The following is a 19,184-nucleotide window of genomic DNA, read 5'->3' on the forward strand; positions in this document are numbered from 1 at the left end:
GATGAACGCACCGATTCCCGCTACGGCGTTGCACGCAACGCCCTGGATCGCGACCGAATTCGAGGCGCGCCTGCGTGCGCTCGAATCGCGCTATCACATCCATCATCCGTTCAACCGACGGCTCAACAGTGGCGCCTGTTCGCCCGCGCAGATCCGCGGCTGGGTGGCAAACCGCTTCTACTACCAGATCAACATTCCGCTCAAGGATGCGGCGATCCTGTCGAACTGCCCCGACCGTGACACGCGTCGCCGCTGGATTCAGCGGCTGGTCGATCACGACGGGCAGGGCGACAACGAAGGCGGCATCGAGGCATGGGTACGGCTCGGCGAGGCATGCGGTCTCGCGCGCGCCGAACTGTGGTCGCTCGAACACGTGTTGCCCGGCGTGCGTTTCGCGGTGGACGCATACGTGAACTTCGCACGGCGCGCGCCATGGCAGGAAGCCGTGTGCTCGTCGCTGACCGAGATGTTCGCGCCGCAAATCCATCTCGACCGCCTCGCGGGCTGGCCGTCGCATTACCCGTGGATAGAGCCGGCCGGGCTGCATTACTTCCGCAGCCGCGTCCCGCTCGCGCAGCGCGACGTCGAGCATGGTCTCGCCGTGACGCTGCAGCATTTCACGACACCGGATGCGCAGCAGCGCGCGCTCGGCATTCTGCAATTCAAGCTCGACATTCTGTGGTCGATGCTCGACGCCGTCGAAAAGGCCTACCCCCTATGAACGCGATCGAAGCCGCTAGCGGCGTACCGCTGCGCCCCTGTCTCAGTGGCATGTACCGCCTGCAATGGGAGGCGGCCCAGGATGCGTACGTGCTCCTCTATCCGGAGGGAATGGTCAAGCTCAACCCGAGTGCGGGCGAGATTCTCGCGCGCTGCGACGGCACGCGCGAACTGGACGACATCATTGGCGAACTCGAGCGCCTGTTCCGCCAATCGGACCTCGCGACCGACGTCTACCGGTTCCTCGATCATGCGCGACTGCGCGGCTGGCTCGACTGATATGGTTCCCGACACTTCCCGTCCGTCCGCGCCGCTGTGGCTGCTCGCGGAACTCACGTACCGTTGCCCGCTGCACTGCGCGTTCTGCTACAACCCCGTCGACTTCGCGGCGCACGGCGCGGAACTCGATACCGATGCGTGGCGCGCGGTCATCAACGATGCGCGCGCGCTCGGCGCCGCGCAGATCGGCTTCTCGGGCGGCGAACCGCTGCAACGCGGCGACCTCGAGACGCTCGTCGCGCATGCGCGCGGGCTGGGCTTCTATACGAACCTGATCACGTCGGGCATCGGGCTGAACATTGCACGCATCGAGCGGCTCAAGGCGGCCGGGCTCGATCACATCCAGCTGTCGCTGCAGGATTCGACGCGCGAACTGAACGATTTCCTGAGCAGTACCCGCACGTTCGAGCTGAAGCGCAGCGTTGCGCGGCTGATCAAGGCGCACGGCTACCCGATGGTGCTCAACTGCGTGCTGCATCGCTACAACCTGCCGCACGTGGGACAGATCATCGAGATGGCGCTCGACCTGGGCGCCGATTACCTGGAGCTCGCGAACACGCAGTACTACGGCTGGGCGATGCTGAACCGAGACCAGTTGATGCCGACCGTCGAGCAGGTGCGCGAGGCCGAGGAAACGGTCAATCGCTATCGCAAGCTGGTGGGCGAGCGCTGCAAGATCCTGTTCGTCGTGCCCGACTATTTCGAGCGGCGCCCGAAGGCATGCATGAATGGCTGGGGCTCGGTGTTCCTGGGCGTTGCGCCGGACGGCACCGCGCTGCCGTGTCATGCCGCGCGGTCGCTGCCCGGACTCGCACTGCCGAACGTGCGCGACCGGTCGCTGCGGGAAATCTGGTACGACAGCGACGCATTCAACGCGTTTCGCGGCGACGACTGGATGCGCGAGCCGTGCCGCACATGCGACGAACGGCATGCGGATCACGGCGGTTGCCGGTGCCAGGCCTATCTGCTGGCCGGCGATCCGAAGGAGGCCGATCCGGTGTGCGAGAAGTCCCCGCACCACGGCCAGGTCGAGCAGACCGTGCAATTCGCGCGACGTCGCGAGCCGCGCGACGAACAGCCGATGGTTTTTCGCAGCCGGGAGAATTCGCTTGCGCGATGCGGGACAGCGAGCGACTGAGGACGGAGCACGGTGAAGACGACGACGGGAAGGCGCGGGGCAGGGCAAAGCGATGAAGATCGTGGCAGTCGATACGCAGTCCTCTTCATGGCGGCGGCGTGTTGCGTCCGGGCGAGGTGATGGAACACCGGATGGAGGGCGTGTTGAGCACGGCTGCCTTCGATGCGCGAGGGACGGGCGAGACATGCATTTACGTCCGCGATCGTCCTGGTTGCGGCGGCATGCGCGTGGCATCGGCCGTGGCTGTCATGAGTGTGCTGCATGCGGGCGTATTCGTACCGTTCGCACCTGTTCGAGCCCGGCAGCGCGCACATGATGTACTTGCGTCGCCGCGGCCGGTGCCGTTTGCGACGGCGATCGGGCGGCGCGAGGTGGTGCACCACGATGCGGCGTCCGGCACCACGCAGACACAAGCGGCGTGAGCCGAGGCCCGCATCCGGTGTCCGGTGCCGAACGGCAGGCGCGTCTTGCCGCGGCGGCGCGCGCCGCGTCCCAACCGGAAGTGCGCCTGTCGGCCGATCGCGCGACCTGTTACGACAGCGTCGCGAAGTTGCTGTCGGCGGCGCGGGCAGTCGGCCTTGCGAAGGTCGGTTTCGTTACCGATCCCGCACTCGGCCGATCGCGCGCGGCGCTCCGCTGCTGCGGCCGCACGACGCGACCTGACGGCGCCGCCCGGCCGCGACGTTACCCATCCTCCGCCTCCGCCTCCGCCTTCGCCTGCAGCCCCTTCAAGCCCTGGATGACAACCAGCAGCGCGCGCCCGTGCTCGTCCGACTCATATCGCGGGCGTAGCGATCAGCGGCCGCTGGCGGTCGGGTTGGAGCAATAGGCGCTGTATCTGTATCCGAAGCGCGCATTCGCGGTCAGCGTGTCGCGATCTGCGCGTTTTCGCGGCGAAGACTCGTGTGAGTGAGCATCAGCAAGTTGATGACAACGACGGCGATCGTTGCGACGATCATCCAGTTCACCCCGCCGTGGGTCACCAATACGCCCGCTACGTACGGAAACCCGAACAGGCCCGTGAAGTAGGCGATCGTGAAGACTTGCGAGCTTGCTGATGCGGACAAGCCCTTTTCGCTGGCGAGATTGACCGCCATGCCGTTCAAGGTGGAGTAGCTGAGTCCGTAGCCGATCGCGAAGATGAACGAGCCGATCACGTACAGGATTTCACTGCCCGGATTGGACACAAAAATGACCAGCGCCACGAGCGTCATGGCGAACAGCGTGGAGGCGAGCTTTCGGACCGGCAATCGGCTGATCGTCTGCGCCAGCGTGAATCGGCAGAAGACGGTCGTCAACGTGAATGTCACGAAAAAGAGATCGGGCGACAGATGTCGCGACTCCGCATAGATCGCCTGAAAATTCGATAGCGCGGAAAAGACACATGCGGCGAGTCCGATCATGATGATCGGCAGCCGGGTGGCATGGCGCAGTATCTCGGCAACCCGCGCGGCGGTCAGGCCGGTTGCATCTGCGGGCGGGTGGGGTAGGCGTTCCGCCCGTTTTCGGACAATCGAAAATGCGATGGCGGCAATCACGCAGAGACATGCCAGGCCTGCGTAGACGATGGCGTACGAACCGGAGCGGCTGGCGACGAAGTGGCCGATCGGTGATGCGAGACCCAGCCCGACCATTTGACCGCCGGACAGCAAGGTCAGGTATTTGATCCGCGCGGAGGGCCTGAGGTGATGAATGATTTGAAGCGGCGCGAGTATGTAAAAAGCCGACCATCCCATTCCCAGAAGCAGGCCGCCGATGAATGCGATCCTCAAATCGTGCGCTGCCAGGCTGAACGCGAGCATGGAAAGGGCCATGACGGCAGCGGCGGCCACGATGGTCGACATCAAGCCGATTCGTTGTGCTACCCATCCGGCGACAAGGGAGCTGACGATCATGGTCAGGATGCCGGTCGAAATCACGGCGCCGGCCATCGACGAATCCAGGCCGCTCTGACGCAAATGCTCGGAGAGGAGAAAGCTGGCGCCGTAGGCGGCGGCAAGCGCGACGCTCGCGATGAGGAATGGAACGAACGTGGCAGCGGCGAGCGAAGACGGAAGCGGGGCAGCGGATGGTTTCATCGAGTTGGCATCCAGTTTTTATCGCCGCCGTGATGCGTTGAGCGGGCCGGATTTCTTTGATCGTCTTATACCCACGGTTGGCATGCAGAAGGCCCGTCCGGATTTTCTGATCCTGAGCTTGACGGGCATTGTGTTTTAGGTAGAAGCGGGATGAAATGTACAGTGAAGCCGATTTTCTTCTGCACAGTTCCCGCCGTTGCCGATGAGCTTGGGCTCAGAAACTCGAAGTCGATCGAGATTACGTTGGAGGGTTTCGAAGCGTGATCAACTACCTGTCTGGATCATTCTGATGTTGCTACCGCTGATATTTCTACCCGCGATGCCGTGCGACGGCCGCATGTATGCCGACCAGATCGAAGCGCTGAAGGATCTTGCTTCGCCGACCGTGAAGATACTCGCGCATGCAACCTTTGCGGAGAGTGCGGAGCAGTTCCTGGCGTCGACAAGCGGTGCGTTCATTCTTGCCGGCACGGCATATGGCGGGTGTCTCGCGATGGAAGTGCTCGCGAGAGCGCCTGATCGCGTTCGCGGACTCTGGCTGATGAATTGTCAGCCGGGCGCTCATCCGGATCCGGACGCCGTTCGTGCCACCAGCCGGCGAATTCGCGCCGGAGAGCACGAGCGGGTGATTGCGGAGTTCGCCGAGCAGGCGATTCCGGCGCACGACGGCGGGTCACGGGCTGCGTTCGTGCAGATGGCCCACGATGCCGGGGCGGAGCTGTTTGCGCGACAATCCGATGCCACGCTGACGCGCTCGGATCATTGGTCAACGCTGGCGTCGAGCCAGGTTCCTGCGTTGCTCGTCTGGGGGGCTGCGGATCGCTTCGTCCCCGTCGACGTCGGTCGGCGCATCGCCGGCCTGATGCCGCATGCCCGATTCGAAGCGATCGACGGATGCGGCCATTTCCCGACCCTGGAGCGGCCGTCGCTATGCACGGCGATCGCGCGTGAGTGGTTGAGAGAATCGGTGCTTGGGTGAGTCGTGCGCGGGAACGGGTTACATGTGCAGATTGCGCGGGGCTGCATTCGGCCAGTTGCGGTCATCACGACGAGAACGATCTAGTCAGCCGTTGCTGATCGATGCAGTCCACTTATGAGGCATCTAATGGATAAGAAGGCAAGAAACATCCTGGTCAGCACCTATTGGAGCAGCAATGGATGGGTAGACAGAAAGAACAGGAACATCAGCGAAGCCGATTTTGCCTATGCAAAGGAACACGGCGTGATGTTTTCGCCCGTCACGCTGACGCACGACCAGAGCATTACGGCAATCAAGGACATTCTGCCCAAGGTTGCGCAGGATGCTGTAGCCAGGGCATTTTTAAGCAGCCTCTCGACGCGGCGGCTGGAGTGGCGTTCGGCGCTGGCTTCTTTCGTGTGTGCGCAACGATTGTCGCCGCCGCATGGATACGTGCCGAAGGTGAGCGGACACGGGTACACGGACGGTGTCATCACACACACCTCTTATCGCTGCGGCGTCTGCGATGGATCCCTGGAGTATGAGGATGTGGATTTGAGCGTACTGAATTTCGAGCGCATCAAATGGGGAGGTGTGCGTCTCGGCGACCGGATGTATACCTTGTTCGATTTGCAGCAATTCCTGCGCGAAGAAATTTCGGAGCCCACGCAAGCCGACATCGACATTCTCAAGTCGATGCTGTCAGTGATCGCTCATAGTCAGTCAGATGACTACCCGAGTGCGCTGAGGGACAACCTGGCGCCGGTCATCAAATCGTCGAAACACGAGCGCGACGTGTTGATGGAAATTCTGGCTTGCGTTGATATTCTGAGACCGTCGTCTTACGACAGGCCCTCGCGAGGAAGGCACGATTGGCATTTCGTGGAGCACTGGCGCGGCGAAGACAAATACAACGAAGCTGCCGTGAAGCAGTATTTCGGCAAGTATCTCGATTGACAAGCGGGCGCAACTTGCCTGGTTTGCAGGTCGAGATGGCAGCACCGATTCAGCCTGCCTCTATTGCTGATGCCGCGCATCGAAGCCAACGCAGGGTTCGGCCGAATGGCGGCTTTCAAGAATGCTGCGCGTCTCTTGCGGGGCGTCAGGCAACATCCATTGCAATCTCCGGCGCGCGTTCTCTTCTTCTCTTCCGTTGTTGGCCGTAGCCGCGGGCACATCACGCCCCACCCGCACGATCACCCATCATCCGCCTTCGCCTGCAGCCCCTTCAACCCCTGGATCACGACCAGCAGCGCGCGCCCGTGCTCGTCCGACCCATCCCACGCGTCGACGATCGCTTCGCGCAGCAGGTCGTTGTACTGGCGGCGCGACGGCCCGGTATCGACACCATAGAAACTGCATAGCTTATTGAATGGCGCGCTGCGGCGCAGCCGGTGCCCGTTCGACAGCCTCAGGCGCGATACGGTCGGCTGGCTGACCCCGGAGAGTCGCGCTATTTCGCTGGACGAGCGTGTATCTGCCATCAGGCGGCGCAACAGGTCTTGAACGGGAAAATCTTGGTCCGGGGCTTCCATGCGATGCATTATACCTATACAGTTACGGCTGTTGAATGGGCTTGCTGTCACCAGCGAGGCTGTATCCCGAGAAAGTTGATGACACTGAAACACCTCCCACCCACGTTCTGCTGGACCAAGATCGGTACCGAGTCCGGCGAGGAACTGCCGACCGTCGTGCTCCGCAAGGAATGGGAGCGCCGGCTCGGGGGCGGGCGTTTTCTGTGGGGCATCAACCAGCCGCTCGGCAGCAGCGCACAAGTCGCCGCGCATCGCACGGGCTCGCTGCTCGCGCTGTTTTCGCCGGTCGCGTCGCGCCCGCGCGCAGGTGAGCGGAAAGACATGCTGCTGTGGAATGCATGGGTCGACGCGAGCGGGCAGGTGCGGCCGTTGCCGCCGCACACGTTCATCGCCAGCCGCGCGACCTTGCCGTCGGGGCGGCGTCGCGAACAGCACTACGCGCTCGTGTGCGCGTCATCCACCGCGCTGACGGTCGGCACGCAATTGCGCGTGTTTCCCGATCACCTGCGCAGCGTGAGCACCGGCCAGCCGCTCGGCGCCGCACAGGGTGCGGCCGTGGTCGATTGCGTCGGGCGCGCGAAGGAGCAGACGGGCAAGAGCTATCCGCTCGCGCTGTCGGTCGAGCTCGAAGCACCGTATTTCGTCCGGCTCGCACAGCCGTGCGTGCTGAAGGCGCGCGATCTCGCGGAAGTGAACAAGGCCACGCGCGCGGGCGATTTCGATCGCTTCGTCGAGCTCGTCGCGCGCTTGCGCGGCCGTTCGCCGACGGACGCCGAGCGCGGCGTCACGCGTGATCTGTTCGACGTGCCGCCGATCGAAACGGCGGCTGCGTACGTTGCGCCCACGCACGTGGCGCGCTTGCGCAATCGGCCTGCGGCCGAGCATCCGCGCGATCTCACCGGCGACCTGTTCGACCTGTCGCCCGGCGAAGCGGCCGCGTTCGCGGGTCTGTCGCATCCGCGTATCGGGCGCGCGTGACGCATCGCGCGCCGCAGATCGCGCAAGAATTTGTTGCAATCTCGCCATAGCGGAGCGGCGAGCGCAGAGGGACAATCGGCACGAAGCGCGCTGCGCGGCGGCCGATGCGTCGACACTCGATGGGTCGTGGTTCACGCCGCCGACATGCGCACCACGCACACTGAGCGTCGGCGTGCTTCACACTGCAACCCTGAGGGAGGAGTGTCGATGTCGACCCACATCTGTTCGCAGGAAGCTCGGGCCGCGCAACGCTTCGTCGAAGCCACGCGCAACGTCGATCAGGCCTTTCGCGCCGTGCGCGGCGAAAGCGACGACGACGGTTCGTCAGCCGAATACGCACGCGCGATGTCACGCCTCGATCGCGCACTCGACGAACTGGCGCGTGCACAGGAATGCTTCGATCGCGTCGTCAGCGCCGGCACAACAGCGCACGACAACTGATCCCGGCGCTACCCCGTGTTCGCGCGTCGGGCGACGCGCGTTCATCATCTTGCCGGGCATCGCGCCCGGCATGTCATTCAATCATCCCGTTCCGACTTCAGACCTTGCGGCCTTCGACCGGATACCCGGGATCGGTATAGCCGTGCGTCGATGCATGCCCGGGCGGCACGAGCGCATCGACGAACCGTTCGTCGTCCGGGCCGAGTTCGAGCGTCAGCGCATCGATGTAGCTGTCCCAGTGCGCCTCGGTGCGCGGCCCCGCGATCGTCGAGCTGACGATGCGGTTCTTCATGACCCACGCGAGCGCGAAGGCAACCGATGTCGTGCCGCGCGCGGCCGCATGCGCGGCCACTTGCTGCGCGATGTGCAACGATTCGGGCCGCCATTCCGTTTGCTGGATGCGCCGGTCGCCGCGGCCGGCGCGCGAATCGGCGGGCGGCTGTGCATCCACCGCGTATTTGCCGGTCAGCACGCCGCGCGCGAGCGGGCTGTACGGCACGACGCCGATCCCGTAATGCGCGGCGGCCGGCAGTTGTTCGACCTCGGCCGTGCGATCGACGAGGTTGTACAGCGGTTCGCTCGCGACCGGGCGATCGATGCCGAGCTGGTCCGCGAGCCGCACGATCTCGGCGATGCGTCAGCCCTTGAAGTTCGACAGCCCGAAGTAGCGCACCTTGCCTAGCCGGATCAGGTCGGCGATCGTGCGCATGCCTTCGTCGAGCGGCGCATCGGTCAAGGTGCGATGGAAATAGAGAATGTCGATGTAGTCGGTGCCGAGCCGCTTCAGGCTCGCGTCGACCGATTCGACGATCCATTTGCGCGACTGGCCCTGCCGGTTCGGGCCGGCGTCCGGCCCGGCCGGAAAGCCGAACTTCGTCGCGACGACCCAGCTGTCGCGACGCGGCGCAATCGCGCGGCCGACGACTTCTTCCGAGCGGCCGGCGTGATAGACGTCGGCCGTGTCGATGAAGTTGACGCCCTGGTCGAACGCCTTGTCGATGATGCGCGCCGAGGTCGCTTCGTCGGTCTCGCCGCCGAACATCATCGCGCCGAGACACAGCGGCGACACCTTGAGCGCACTGCGCCCGAGATAGCGGTAATCCATGGAGGCTCCATGCGGGCGCATGCCCGCCGGTTGAATGAGGGGACGCCGCGCTCGCTTACACGCCGGCTTCGTCGAACACGCGCTGCGCGATCGTCAGCGCCGAGCTGGCGGTCGGCCAGCCCGAGTAGAACGCGAGGTGCGTGATCGCTTCGACCAGCTCGTCGCGCGTGAGGCCGTTGTCGAGCGCTTTCTTCAGGTGGAACGGCAGTTCGTTGATGCGATACAGCGACACGAGGCTCGCGACCGTGACGAGGCTGCGATCGCGCGGCGACAGGCCGGGGCGCTGCCAGACGTCGCCGAACAGCACGTTGTCGGTGTAGTCGGCGAGGGCGGGGGCGATGGCGCCGAACGCTTTGCGTGCGGCGGAAATCGGTTCGGACATCGAGGGCTCCGGGGAAGGTAGGGAACACCGACGATGGTAGCCACCGGGGCGTCTATCGATAATCCCCGGCAATGCGCATGCACTTATCGACCGGATTCATGAATCGCGGCGCAAGAGCCGCGCGCCGTCGGCTCAGGCGCGATAGCGCAGCGCGTCGACGATCACCGCGAGCGCGCGCGACGATTGCCGCCGGCTCGCGTAGTACAGGTGATGACCGGGGAACGTCGGGCACCAGTCGTCGAGCACGCTGTCGAGGCGGCCGGCGGCGACATGCGGCGCCGCGAGTTCGGCGGGCACATAGGCGAGCCCGTAGCCCGCGAGCGCCGCGTCGAGCGTTTCGTACGTGCCGTTGAACGTGACCTGCCCGTCGACGCGCACCTGCAGCATGTCGTCGCCGCGTGCGAGTTCCCACGCGTACAGCGCGCCGTGCGTCGGCAGGCGCAGGTTGATGCAGTCGTGCGCAACCAGATCCTGCGGTGACACCGGGCGCGTGCGTTCCGCGAAATATGCGGGTGCGCCGACGATCGCCATTTTCATGTCGGCCGAGATGCGCACGGCGATCATGTCCTTCGCCACCTGGTCGCCGAGCCGCACGCCGACGTCGAAGCGTTCCGCGACGATGTCGGACAGCCCGTAGTCGTTCACGAACTCGACTTTCAGGTCGGGATAGTCGCGCAGGATCGGCGCGAGCTTCGGCCACAGCAGCGTGCGGATCACGAAGTCGGTCGCGTTGATACGCACGGTGCCCGCGGGCTGGTCGCGCAGTTCCGCGAGCGCCGTCAGTTCGGCCTCGATTTCGTCGAAGCGTGGCGCGAGGTTGCGCAGCAGGCGCTCGCCGGCTTCGGTCGGCGCGACGCTGCGTGTCGTGCGCGTCAGCAGCCGCACGCCGAGGCGCGTTTCGAGCGAGCGGATCGTATGGCTGAGCGCGGATTGCGAGACGCCGAGCTGTGCGGCCGCACGCGTGAAACTGCGCTCGCGCGCGACGGCGATGAAGGCGAGGAGGTCCGCAAAGTTGTCGCGCGGCATGGAAGGTGTCGGGTGGTCGATGCCAGCGCATCGTACCACCGGGTTTATTGGGCCGCGTTGCGACGCGGCGCGTGTCAGCCTGCGCCCGTCATGCCCGGCGCATGGGGCGCCGGATGGGACGCATAGCCGCCATGCTGGAACGACGTCGCGAAGAACCGCATCTGGTAGCGGATCGCATTCGCCCAGTAATCCCACGTATGGCCGCCTGGCCGCTCCGCGTAATCGTGCGGCACGCCGAGCGCGACGAGCCGTTCGTGCAGCGTGCGGTTCGAGCCGACGAACGCGTCGTCGCGGCCGCAATCGATCGTCAGGTCGAGATGCGCGCGCACGAACGCGCTGGCGCTGGCGACGATCACGTTGCGGTTCCAGAACGACGGATGGCGGCCGGGGTCGCCGAACACGTGGTCGATGCCCGGCTCGTCCTCGCAACAGCGCGGATCGACCGCGCCGCTGATGCTGCCGACCGCGCCGAACGTGTCGGGCCGGTCGAGTGCGATGCGCAGCGCGCCGAAGCCGCCCATGCTGAGCCCGGTGATCGCGCGGGCGCGTTGGGTTGCGATCGTGCGGAAGTGCGAATCGACGTACGACACGACTTCGTCGCCGATGAAGGTTTCGTAGCGGCTGCCCGAGTCGAACGGGCTGTCGATGTACCAGCTCTCGTGCCCGCCGTCGGGCATCACGAGAATCACGTGGTAACGGTCGGCCAGCGCGGCGATGTGCGTGTTCGACGTCCAGTCGGTATGGTCGCCGCCGGAACCGTGCAGCAGATAGACGACCGGATAGCGGTCGCCGTCGCGGCTGCCGCGCGCGTAAGCGTCGGGCAGCACGACGGTGGCCTTGAGCGTCTCGTTCATCGCGGCGCTGGGAATCGCGACGACCCGCGCGTGGAAGGCGAGAGCAGGGCCTGAAATGGCGAGCAGCAGAAGCAGCCAGAAGGCGCGTGCCAGGTACATCGATCCTCGCATGTGTCGACCCCGTCCGGCGCCGGGCGCCGGGAAACCCTGTTCGGGCGACTCTAGCAACCGCGCCTTTCAACCATATTTCGGCGAATCCTACGGGTTGTCAGGCGGGCGCTGCATACGCGATGCGCTCGACCGCCGCGCGAAACGCATCGGGCTGCTCGGCCGGGATCAGATGCCCGCAGTGCTCGATCGTATCGAAGCCGGCGCAGCGCGCGAGCGCCCAGTCGGGCACGTGCCAGCCTGCGCGCGACCGTTCGCCGGCGACCAGCCAGACCGGGTGACGCTCGAACACCTGCGCGAGCGCCGGCAAATAGCCGGGCTCACCCGTCGTCGCGACGACCGAGCGCCCCATCGCGCGCAGCGTCGAGGCCGGCTGATGCGCGAGCCAGCGGCGGGCGTCGTCGAGCAGGCCTGGCGACGGCATGTCGATCGCGCCACGCAGCCAGCCGGGCGGATCGGCGCGCAGCCTGTCGAGCATCGCATCGGCTTCGGCGGGCGTCATGCGGCCGACCGATGCCGACCAGAACGCATCGTCGAGCGTGAAGTTGCCTTCGACGTTGACGATCCGTCGCACGCGTTCGGGATGCGCATGCGCGAACAGCATCGCGATTGCGCCGCCGACCGAGTGGCCGACGACATCGACGGGCTGCGCGCCGAAGTGCGTATCGACGGTATGGCGGACATGCTCGACCTGCGCGGCGAGCGTGATCGCATCGAACGGTACCGCGCGATGCGCGCCGTAGCCGAGCAGGTCGGGGGCGAGGTGCGGGCCGTTCCACCCGCGCACGTCGAGCGTGCCGATGAAACCGTGAATGAAGACGGCGGGCGTGGGCGAGTTCATGCGGCGGGCGCGGAAGGAAGGGGCGGCAATTCGAGTTCGGCGAGCAGTTCGTCGAGTTCGAGCACGTGCGTGCGGTCATGGTCGAGCAGCTCGCGCACGAGTTCCTCGAGCGACATGCGGCGGATGCCGTCGCGCAATCCGCAGCGTGCGAGTTGCGTGGGATCGAGCGCGGCCGCGGTTGCGCGCAGCGTGGCGCGCCCCGTGCGGAATGCCGAGACGGCAGCGTCAAGCGGCTGGGCGAGATAGTCGCGTTGCGCGGCGAGCACGGTGCCGTCGACGGACGCGATCACCGGCAATTCGAGCGTGCGCACGGCGTCGATGCGTTCGGCGAACACCGCGTCGAGATCGCGCAGGTGGCACGCATGCTCGACCAGCGAGAAGCCCGTGCCGTCGGGGCGGCGTGTCCACAGCGCGGCTGGCACGTGCGCCGCATACGCGGCGAGCCGATCGGGCAGGCGGGCCAGCGCGGCCACGACGTCGGCGAACGGCAGCAACTGCGGATACGCGCTGAACACCGCGCCATAGCTGAACAACGTGCCGCCGAGCCGCCCGCGTGCCTGCACGACGTCGTGGCCGTGACGACGCATGACTTCCGCGACCATCGCGCCGCAGAACTGACGGGCCGTCGTGTCGGTTTCGATTTCGGGGAATTTCAGAGCGATCTCGTGCTGGATCGCGCCGATCGCGGCGACGCCCACGCGCGACAGCGCGGCGAATTCGACGTAGTGCCCGGGTTGCACGATCAGTGCTTCGAGCTGGGCGCCGAGCGGTGTGATGCGAAAGCGGTCGAAGCGGGAATGCATGACGGAAGGGTCTTGGTGAGTAACGTGTCAAAACGATACGTTACTCACCGGGCAGTGTCAACGGGCGGAATCGGGCAATGCGTTGTGTCACGCCTTGCCGGCGCCCTTGGCTGCCTGTTCGATCAGCTTCGCGACTTCGGCGGGGCGGTCGAGCGGCTCGCGGTGCCGCGCAAACGCGCGTCAGCGGGTAGGGGCCGCGCCCGGCGGGTATGCGAAACCGTCGGACGCCGCCGGATTTACGCGTGCTTCCCGGCCTCGGCTTGCGCGCTCTGCCGTGCCTTTTGCTCCTGCAACGCAGCCGTGAAGGCCGGGCTGAAGTCTTCAGCCTCGAACAGCGGGCGGATCTCGATGTCGGAGTCGCCGGGCATCGGGTTCGGGCAGCGCTTCACCCATTCGACTGCTTCTTCCATCGATTTCACCTGCCACAGCCAGAAGCCGGCGACGAGCTCCTTCGTTTCGGCGAACGGGCCGTCGATGACGGTGCGGTTCTTGCCGGCGAAGTGCACGCGCTTGCCGCGCATGCTCGGGTGCAGCCCGTCGGCGGCGAGCAGGATGCCGGCTTGCGCCAGTTCTTCGTTGAACCGGCTCATTGCGCCGACCATTTCAGGGTCGGGCATCCGGCCGGATTCGGAATCGGCGGTGGCCTTGACGATTACCAGGACGCGCATGGTCGTTTCTCCTTCGGTGAATGGATGAGGGGCATGCAGGCCGCGCAACGCGGCCTTCTCGGGTTTGCAACGATACGACGGGCGGGCGGCGCCGAAATCGACATCACGAAAAAAAATATCCGTGCCGTTGAATCGCAACGGTTCGCCCGGCGGCGGCGACATCGCGACGTCGCGAACCATCAAGTGCGGGCCGGCGGGGCCTCATAAAGTTCGCTTCAAGGCGGACGGCCAGCAGACCGGGCCGCCGCTCCTTCGACGAACGACAGAAACAGGAACCCCGCCCATGCAACCGATCTCCGTTGTGAAGAAGCAAGACATCGTCACCGCCGACCGCTGGAAGCAGCAACGGCCGGAACGCGCGCTTACGCTGCCGTCGCGCTATTTCTATGACGACGCGGTATTCGCGGCCGAGCGCGATCGCATTTTCATGTCGGCCTGGCATGTGATCGGACACACTTCGGAGCTGAGCACCCCGGGGCAATTCGTGATGACCGACGTGTTCGACCAGAGCGTGATCGCCGCGTGCGGCCGCGACGGCCAGGTCCATGCCTTCCACAACGTGTGCCAGCATCGCGGCAATCGTCTCGTGGAAGCGCGGCGCGGCGAGCAGAAGGGCCTGTTCCGCTGCGCGTACCACTCGTGGTGCTACGGCGCGGACGGCAGCCTGCGCGGCGCGCCGCGTACCGATCGCGTCGAAGACTTCGACCTCGCGGCTCACAACATCCCGAAGGTGCGCATCGAGGAACTCGGCGGCTTCTACTACTTCAATCTCGATCCCGATGCGCCGTCGATGCGCGACCTGTTCCCCGGCGCCGACGCGGAGATGAAACGCGTGTTCCCGAAGCTGGACGCATACCGGCTGATCGAGGAGAAGGACGTGATCGTGCCGGCGAACTGGAAGGTCATCATGGACAACTCGATCGAGGGCTATCACTTCTCGCTGTCGGGCCCGCATCACGTCGAACTGGCCGGCCTGATCGATTTCGCCGGCTACCGGCTCACGCAGCACGACAAGTGGTGGACCTACATCGCGCCGGCCAACCGCGACGCGACCTCGGCCTACGGCGTACCGCTCGGCGACAGGAATCCCGACGAGTGCTTCTTCAACATCGGCATCTGGCCGCACAACACGTTCTATACGTTCCCGTACTCGGATTTCCTCGCCACGTTCCTGATCATCCCGCTGGAACCGGAGAAGACGCTGCTGCGCTTCGGCTACTACTCGACGCACGACGCGGTGCCTGCGGTGACGAAGGCGTGCATGGACTGGATGAACACCGATCTCGGCCCGGAAGACATCCGCCTGAACATCTCGGTGCAGAAGGGGCTGCATTCGATGGGCTACAACCAGGGCCGCTACGTGATCGATGCGCAGCGCAGCAACGAAAGCGAGCATCTGGTGCACCACTTCCATACGCTCGTGCACGACGGCATCCACGGCGCATAGCCGGCGGGGAGCGCCGCTCCCCACACCCCATTCCGCTTCCGGCGCCGGGACGGCGACGCCGTTTCGCGCACTCGTGTTCCATGATCTCGATCAACTGCATGCAAGCGATGAAGAAACCACAGGGAATCGACGCCGTGCGTCGCGACTACGACTACGTGATCGTCGGTGCGGGATCGGCCGGCTGCGTGCTGGCCAACCGGCTCGGGCAGGATCCGGGCGTAAGGGTGCTGCTGCTCGAGGCCGGCCCGACGAATCGGCACTGGTCGATCGACATGCCGTCCGCGATGGGTATCGTGGTGGGCGGCAACCGTTTCAACTGGCAATATCAATCGGAGCCCGAACCGTTCCTGAACCGGCGGCGCATCGCGACGCCGCGCGGGCGCGTGCTGGGCGGATCGTCGTCGATCAACGGGATGGTCTATATCCGCGGTCACGCCCGCGACTATGACGGCTGGTCCGCGCAGGGCTGCACCGGCTGGAGCTATCGCGAGGTGTTGCCGTATTTCATCCGCGCGGAGCGGCACGAGCTCGGTGCGGATCCCTATCACGGCGACAGCGGCCATCTGCACGTCACGGCGGGCCGGACCGACACGCCGCTCGCCAGTGCGTTCATCGCGTCCGGTGTCGATGCGGGCTATGCGCACACCGACGACGTGAACGGCTTTCGCCAGGAAGGCTTCGGCCGCGTCGATCGCACGACGTGGGGCGGGTCGCGCTGGAGTACCGCGCGCGGCTATCTCGCGGAGGCGCTCGGGCGCGGCAACGTCACGGTCGTGACCGGCGCGCTCGTGCTGCGCGTGCTGTTCGACGGCAAGCGCGCGTCCGGCATCGAGTACGCGTGCGACGGCGAGACGCGGCAGGTTCGCGCGAGCGCCGAAGTGCTGCTCTGCGGTGGCGCGATCAATACGCCGCAGTTGCTGCTGCTGTCCGGCATCGGGCCGGCGAACGAGCTGGAAGGCCTCGGCGTGCGAGCGCGACACGACTTGCCGGGCGTCGGGCGCCGGCTGTCCGATCATCCGGATACGGTGGTGCAGTATCTGTGCCGCAAACCCGTCTCGATCTACCCGTGGACGGTCGCCCCGCGCAAATGGTGGACCGGCGCGAAATGGTTCGCGAACCGCGCCGGGATTGCCGCGAGCAACCATTTCGAGGCGGGGGCGTTCATTCGTTCACGCGCGGGCGTCGAGCATCCGGACCTGCAACTGACCTTCATGCCGCTCGCCGTGCAGCCGGGCAGCGTCGAGAGCGTGCGCGCGCACGCGTTCCAGGTGCACATCGACCTGATGCGCCCGACGAGCCTCGGCGCGGTGACGCTGGCGTCCGGCGACGCGCGCATCCCGCCGCGGATCCTGTTCAACTACCTGAAGACGGAGCGCGATCGGGCCGACATGCGCGCGGGCGTGCGGCTCGTCAGGGAGATCCTCGCGCAGCCGTCGTTCCGCGCGCTGTGCGGCGACGAACTGTCGCCGGGCGCGGGCAAGACCGACGATGCCGCGCTCGATGCGTGGGCGCGCGACATCACCGAAACGGGCTATCACGCGGCGGGCACCTGCAAGATGGGCCCGGCCGACGATCCGGAGGCGGTGGTCGGCCCCGACCTGCGCGTGCATGGCATCGAACGGTTGCGCGTGATCGACGCGTCGGTGATGCCGACGATCGTCAGCGGCAATACCAATGCGCCGACCGTGATGATCGGCGAGAAGGGCAGCGATCTCGTGCTGGGGCGCACGCCGCTGGCGCCGTCGGCGGCGCCGGTCTGGGCGCAGCCCGACTGGCGCACCTGCCAGCGGTGAACGCGATGGCACCGATCATCCCGTTCCCGCCCGGCGATCGCATCGCCGCAGTCGTGGTCGAGGCGGCCATGCTGACGCCGGAGATCCGCGGCATCGTGCTGGCGGCAGCCGACGGTGCGGCGCTGCCCGCCGCCGAACCCGGCGCACATGTCGAAGTCCGCCTGCCGGACGGCATCGTGCGTCATTACTCGATCGTCGAACGCGTGGCCGACGGTTCGACCTACCGGATCGCGGTGCTGCGCGAGCCGCGCTCGCGCGGCGGGTCTGCGTATCTCGTCGAACGGCTTGCACCGGGCGATGCGCTCGACGTGAGCACGCCCCGGAATCACTTCGCGCTCGACGAGCACGCGAGCGAGTACATGCTGATCGCGGGCGGAATCGGCATCACGCCGATTCTGCCGATGGCGCGGCGGCTCGATGCGCTCGGCAAGTCGTTCACGCTGCTGTACCTGGCGCGGTCGCGCGAGCGCATGGCGCTGCGCGACGCGATCGAATGCGGCCCGCTGCGGGAGAACACCCGCCTGCATTGCAGCGAACAGCACGGCGAAGCGGACCTGCGCACGCTGCTGGGTGTGCCGCGCGCCGGTGCACAGGTGTATGTGTGCGGGCCGGGCCGCCTGATCGACGGTGTGCTCGACGCGGCGCGTGACTGGCCGGCCGGCGCGGTGCGCTTCGAGCGGTTCGGCGCCGCCGCGGTGCCGCGCGAGCCGGAGGCGGGCGCGCAGGCATTCGAAGTGGAACTGGCCCGCACCGGCCGCCGCTTCGCGGTGCCGGCGGGCCGGTCGATCCTCGATGTGCTGCGCGACGAGCGGATCGCCGTCGATTCGGTGTGCGGCGAAGGCGTGTGCGGCACCTGCGCGGTCACGTTGCTCGACGGCGAGGCGGAGCACCGCGACTGCCTGCAGACGGACGCCGAGCGGCGTGCGAACAACCTGATCTACATCTGTGTGTCACGCGCGAAATCCTCGCGTCTCGTTCTCGATCTTTAGTCATCCTTTCATTTCTCAGGAGAAGTCACGATGAACGTCAGAAACACGCTCGGGTGCATCGCACTGGCTGCCGTGTGTACGGGCCAGGCCGCCGCGCAGGAAGCGGCGACCTGCCGCGCGGTGCGGTTTGCCGACATCGGCTGGACCGACATTGCCGCGACGACCGCGCTCGCGTCGACCGTGCTGTCGAGCCTCGGCTACCAGCCGACCAAGACGATGGCCTCGATTCCGATCGCGCTGGCCGGGCTCAAGGCACGTCAGATCGACGTCTACCTCGGGGACTGGCGGCCGTCGATGGACGCCACGAGCGCGCCGTTCGTGAAGAGCGGTGCCGTGAAGGTGCTGGACCGGCCGAATCTCGTCGGCGCGAAGTACTCGCTCGCGGTGCCGGCCTACGCGTACGACGCCGGACTGCGTTCGTTCGACGACATCGCGAAGTTCGCCGACCGGCTGCAATACCGGATCTACGGGATCGAACCGGGGAACGACGGCAACGAACTGATCCACAAGGCGATCGCGGGCAACCAGTTCGGCCTCGGCAAGTTCAAGCTGGTCGAATCGAGCGAGGCCGGCATGCTGGTCGAGGTGCGGCGCGCGATCCGCGATCATGCGTGGGTCGTCTTTCTCGGCTGGGAGCCGCATCCGATGAACCTCGACTTCAACATGCGCTACCTCGCCGGTGGCGACAACCTGTTCGGCCCGAACTACGGGGAGGCGAAGGTCTATACGATGACGTCGCCCGATTATGCGGCGCGCTGCCCGAACGTCGCGCGGCTGGTTGCCAACCTGCAGTTCACGACCGAGATGGAGAATCAGGTGATGAAGGCGATCGCCGGCGGCAAGCAACCGGAAGTCGCGGCGAAGGCGTGGCTGCAGCAGCATCCCGACGTGCTGAAGGGATGGCTGGCCGGGGTCAGGACGGTCGATGGCCGCGATCCGCAGGCGGCCGTCCAGGCCGCGCTGAATCTTCACTGAGCCGGCCGAGCGCAACAGCCGCCGCCATACCGGCGGCGGCGTGAGCGCTGTGCATCCGGGGGCCGG

19 protein-coding genes and 1 pseudogene are annotated in these 19,184 nt (G+C 66.1%); 11 read left to right on the plus strand and 9 right to left on the minus strand.

Going from position 1 to position 19,184, the window contains the following annotated elements:
* Position 1: 1 nt before the first annotated feature.
* The 3 genes from pqqC to pqqE are packed head-to-tail and all read left to right on the plus strand — an operon-like array spanning position 2 to position 2,137.
* Complete coding sequence (gene pqqC, locus BDO18943_RS03000) at positions 2-721, plus strand: pyrroloquinoline-quinone synthase PqqC (RefSeq protein ID WP_175021167.1); 720 nt, start codon at positions 2-4, stop codon at positions 719-721.
* Positions 718-999, plus strand: a complete 282-nt coding sequence (pqqD, locus tag BDO18943_RS03005) for a pyrroloquinoline quinone biosynthesis peptide chaperone PqqD (protein ID WP_039369440.1) — start codon at positions 718-720, stop codon at positions 997-999. The genes pqqC and pqqD overlap by 4 nt, the downstream gene beginning before the upstream one ends.
* A gap of 1 nt (position 1,000) precedes the next feature.
* Entirely contained in the window at positions 1,001-2,137 is a 1,137-nt protein-coding gene (gene pqqE / locus BDO18943_RS03010) for a pyrroloquinoline quinone biosynthesis protein PqqE (RefSeq protein ID WP_175021168.1), read from the plus strand.
* Positions 2,138-3,000: 863 nt separating this feature from the next.
* Here the strand turns inward: pqqE and BDO18943_RS03015 are convergent.
* Entirely contained in the window at positions 3,001-4,215 is a 1,215-nt protein-coding gene (locus tag BDO18943_RS03015; RefSeq protein WP_175021169.1) for an MFS transporter, read from the minus strand.
* Positions 4,216-4,504: 289 nt separating this feature from the next.
* Here BDO18943_RS03015 and BDO18943_RS03020 point away from each other — a divergent pair, with 289 nt between their 5' ends.
* Both BDO18943_RS03020 and BDO18943_RS03025 read left to right on the plus strand, forming a co-directional pair.
* Positions 4,505-5,194, plus strand: a complete 690-nt coding sequence (locus tag BDO18943_RS03020; RefSeq protein WP_175021170.1) for an alpha/beta fold hydrolase — start codon at positions 4,505-4,507, stop codon at positions 5,192-5,194.
* A 126-nt stretch (positions 5,195-5,320) separates the two neighbouring features.
* Positions 5,321-6,130 carry a hypothetical protein gene (locus BDO18943_RS03025; protein ID WP_175021171.1) on the plus strand — a complete coding sequence of 270 codons (810 nt, stop codon included), beginning with the start codon at positions 5,321-5,323 and terminating at the stop codon, positions 6,128-6,130.
* 239 nt (positions 6,131-6,369) lie between these two features.
* Here BDO18943_RS03025 and BDO18943_RS03030 read toward each other — a convergent pair whose 3' ends face one another.
* The gene (locus tag BDO18943_RS03030) at positions 6,370-6,708 is read right to left on the minus strand and encodes a helix-turn-helix domain-containing protein (protein WP_043180557.1); all 339 of its coding nucleotides are present in this window, start codon (positions 6,706-6,708) and stop codon (positions 6,370-6,372) included.
* 78 nt (positions 6,709-6,786) lie between these two features.
* Between BDO18943_RS03030 and BDO18943_RS03035 the strand changes: the two genes are divergently transcribed.
* Together BDO18943_RS03035 and BDO18943_RS03040 are read left to right on the plus strand one after the other, a co-directional pair.
* Positions 6,787-7,686 carry a hypothetical protein gene (locus BDO18943_RS03035; protein ID WP_043180554.1) on the plus strand — a complete coding sequence of 300 codons (900 nt, stop codon included), beginning with the start codon at positions 6,787-6,789 and terminating at the stop codon, positions 7,684-7,686.
* A 207-nt stretch (positions 7,687-7,893) separates the two neighbouring features.
* On the plus strand, positions 7,894-8,127 hold the full coding sequence (locus BDO18943_RS03040; protein ID WP_175021172.1) for a hypothetical protein: 234 nt from the start codon (positions 7,894-7,896) through the stop codon (positions 8,125-8,127).
* A 97-nt stretch (positions 8,128-8,224) separates the two neighbouring features.
* On the opposite strand, the pseudogene BDO18943_RS03045 reads toward BDO18943_RS03040, so the two are convergent.
* The 7 genes and pseudogenes from BDO18943_RS03045 to BDO18943_RS03075 all read right to left on the minus strand — a co-directional run bounded on the left by BDO18943_RS03045 (position 8,225) and on the right by BDO18943_RS03075 (position 13,914).
* Positions 8,225-9,232: pseudogene (locus tag BDO18943_RS03045) on the minus strand (aldo/keto reductase).
* 55 nt (positions 9,233-9,287) lie between these two features.
* Positions 9,288-9,614, minus strand: coding sequence for a carboxymuconolactone decarboxylase family protein (locus BDO18943_RS03050; RefSeq protein WP_175021173.1), 327 nt, complete (start codon positions 9,612-9,614; stop codon positions 9,288-9,290).
* Positions 9,615-9,746: 132 nt separating this feature from the next.
* Complete coding sequence (locus tag BDO18943_RS03055; RefSeq protein WP_175021174.1) at positions 9,747-10,640, minus strand: LysR family transcriptional regulator; 894 nt, start codon at positions 10,638-10,640, stop codon at positions 9,747-9,749.
* Positions 10,641-10,714: 74 nt separating this feature from the next.
* A complete protein-coding gene (locus tag BDO18943_RS03060; protein ID WP_175021175.1) occupies positions 10,715-11,593 on the minus strand; it encodes an alpha/beta hydrolase in 879 nt (292 codons plus the stop codon).
* 109 nt (positions 11,594-11,702) lie between these two features.
* The gene (locus BDO18943_RS03065) at positions 11,703-12,443 is read right to left on the minus strand and encodes an alpha/beta fold hydrolase (protein WP_175021176.1); all 741 of its coding nucleotides are present in this window, start codon (positions 12,441-12,443) and stop codon (positions 11,703-11,705) included.
* The gene (locus tag BDO18943_RS03070) at positions 12,440-13,246 is read right to left on the minus strand and encodes a DinB family protein (protein ID WP_175021177.1); all 807 of its coding nucleotides are present in this window, start codon (positions 13,244-13,246) and stop codon (positions 12,440-12,442) included. Before BDO18943_RS03070 ends, BDO18943_RS03065 begins: the two co-directional genes overlap by 4 nt.
* Positions 13,247-13,482: 236 nt before the next feature.
* Positions 13,483-13,914, minus strand: coding sequence for a YciI family protein (locus tag BDO18943_RS03075; RefSeq protein WP_175021178.1), 432 nt, complete (start codon positions 13,912-13,914; stop codon positions 13,483-13,485).
* Between the two features lie 283 nt (positions 13,915-14,197).
* On the opposite strand from BDO18943_RS03075, the gene BDO18943_RS03080 reads away from it, so the two are divergent.
* From BDO18943_RS03080 to BDO18943_RS03095, 4 genes are all read left to right on the plus strand, one after another.
* Positions 14,198-15,361: an aromatic ring-hydroxylating oxygenase subunit alpha gene (locus tag BDO18943_RS03080; RefSeq protein WP_175021179.1), complete on the plus strand. Its 1,164-nt coding sequence runs from the start codon at positions 14,198-14,200 to the stop codon at positions 15,359-15,361.
* A 107-nt stretch (positions 15,362-15,468) separates the two neighbouring features.
* On the plus strand, positions 15,469-17,154 hold the full coding sequence (locus tag BDO18943_RS03085; RefSeq protein WP_175021180.1) for a choline dehydrogenase: 1,686 nt from the start codon (positions 15,469-15,471) through the stop codon (positions 17,152-17,154).
* Between the two features lie 5 nt (positions 17,155-17,159).
* Complete coding sequence (locus tag BDO18943_RS03090) at positions 17,160-18,143, plus strand: PDR/VanB family oxidoreductase (RefSeq protein WP_175021181.1); 984 nt, start codon at positions 17,160-17,162, stop codon at positions 18,141-18,143.
* Between the two features lie 30 nt (positions 18,144-18,173).
* The gene (locus tag BDO18943_RS03095; protein ID WP_175021182.1) at positions 18,174-19,118 is read left to right on the plus strand and encodes a choline ABC transporter substrate-binding protein; all 945 of its coding nucleotides are present in this window, start codon (positions 18,174-18,176) and stop codon (positions 19,116-19,118) included.
* The last annotated feature ends 66 nt before the right edge of the window (positions 19,119-19,184 follow it).

The sequence above is a fragment of the Burkholderia aenigmatica genome, assembly GCF_902499175.1.
GTDB classification, from domain to species: Bacteria; Pseudomonadota; Gammaproteobacteria; order Burkholderiales; family Burkholderiaceae; genus Burkholderia; species Burkholderia aenigmatica.

What these genes read in the sequence shown, in the direction of transcription:
- pqqC (WP_175021167.1), top strand. Translation starts at nt 2, where the DNA reads ATGAACGCACCGATTCCCGCTACGGCGTTGCACGCAACGCCCTGGATC.
- pqqD (WP_039369440.1), top strand. Translation starts at nt 718, where the DNA reads ATGAACGCGATCGAAGCCGCTAGCGGCGTACCGCTGCGCCCCTGTCTC.
- pqqE (WP_175021168.1), top strand. Translation starts at nt 1,001, where the DNA reads ATGGTTCCCGACACTTCCCGTCCGTCCGCGCCGCTGTGGCTGCTCGCG.
- BDO18943_RS03015 (WP_175021169.1), bottom strand. Translation starts at nt 4,215, where the DNA reads ATGAAACCATCCGCTGCCCCGCTTCCGTCTTCGCTCGCCGCTGCCACG.
- BDO18943_RS03020 (WP_175021170.1), top strand. Translation starts at nt 4,505, where the DNA reads ATGTTGCTACCGCTGATATTTCTACCCGCGATGCCGTGCGACGGCCGC.
- BDO18943_RS03025 (WP_175021171.1), top strand. Translation starts at nt 5,321, where the DNA reads ATGGATAAGAAGGCAAGAAACATCCTGGTCAGCACCTATTGGAGCAGC.
- BDO18943_RS03030 (WP_043180557.1), bottom strand. Translation starts at nt 6,708, where the DNA reads ATGGAAGCCCCGGACCAAGATTTTCCCGTTCAAGACCTGTTGCGCCGC.
- BDO18943_RS03035 (WP_043180554.1), top strand. Translation starts at nt 6,787, where the DNA reads ATGACACTGAAACACCTCCCACCCACGTTCTGCTGGACCAAGATCGGT.
- BDO18943_RS03040 (WP_175021172.1), top strand. Translation starts at nt 7,894, where the DNA reads ATGTCGACCCACATCTGTTCGCAGGAAGCTCGGGCCGCGCAACGCTTC.
- BDO18943_RS03050 (WP_175021173.1), bottom strand. Translation starts at nt 9,614, where the DNA reads ATGTCCGAACCGATTTCCGCCGCACGCAAAGCGTTCGGCGCCATCGCC.
- BDO18943_RS03055 (WP_175021174.1), bottom strand. Translation starts at nt 10,640, where the DNA reads ATGCCGCGCGACAACTTTGCGGACCTCCTCGCCTTCATCGCCGTCGCG.
- BDO18943_RS03060 (WP_175021175.1), bottom strand. Translation starts at nt 11,593, where the DNA reads ATGTACCTGGCACGCGCCTTCTGGCTGCTTCTGCTGCTCGCCATTTCA.
- BDO18943_RS03065 (WP_175021176.1), bottom strand. Translation starts at nt 12,443, where the DNA reads ATGAACTCGCCCACGCCCGCCGTCTTCATTCACGGTTTCATCGGCACG.
- BDO18943_RS03070 (WP_175021177.1), bottom strand. Translation starts at nt 13,246, where the DNA reads ATGCATTCCCGCTTCGACCGCTTTCGCATCACACCGCTCGGCGCCCAG.
- BDO18943_RS03075 (WP_175021178.1), bottom strand. Translation starts at nt 13,914, where the DNA reads ATGCGCGTCCTGGTAATCGTCAAGGCCACCGCCGATTCCGAATCCGGC.
- BDO18943_RS03080 (WP_175021179.1), top strand. Translation starts at nt 14,198, where the DNA reads ATGCAACCGATCTCCGTTGTGAAGAAGCAAGACATCGTCACCGCCGAC.
- BDO18943_RS03085 (WP_175021180.1), top strand. Translation starts at nt 15,469, where the DNA reads ATGAAGAAACCACAGGGAATCGACGCCGTGCGTCGCGACTACGACTAC.
- BDO18943_RS03090 (WP_175021181.1), top strand. Translation starts at nt 17,160, where the DNA reads ATGGCACCGATCATCCCGTTCCCGCCCGGCGATCGCATCGCCGCAGTC.
- BDO18943_RS03095 (WP_175021182.1), top strand. Translation starts at nt 18,174, where the DNA reads ATGAACGTCAGAAACACGCTCGGGTGCATCGCACTGGCTGCCGTGTGT.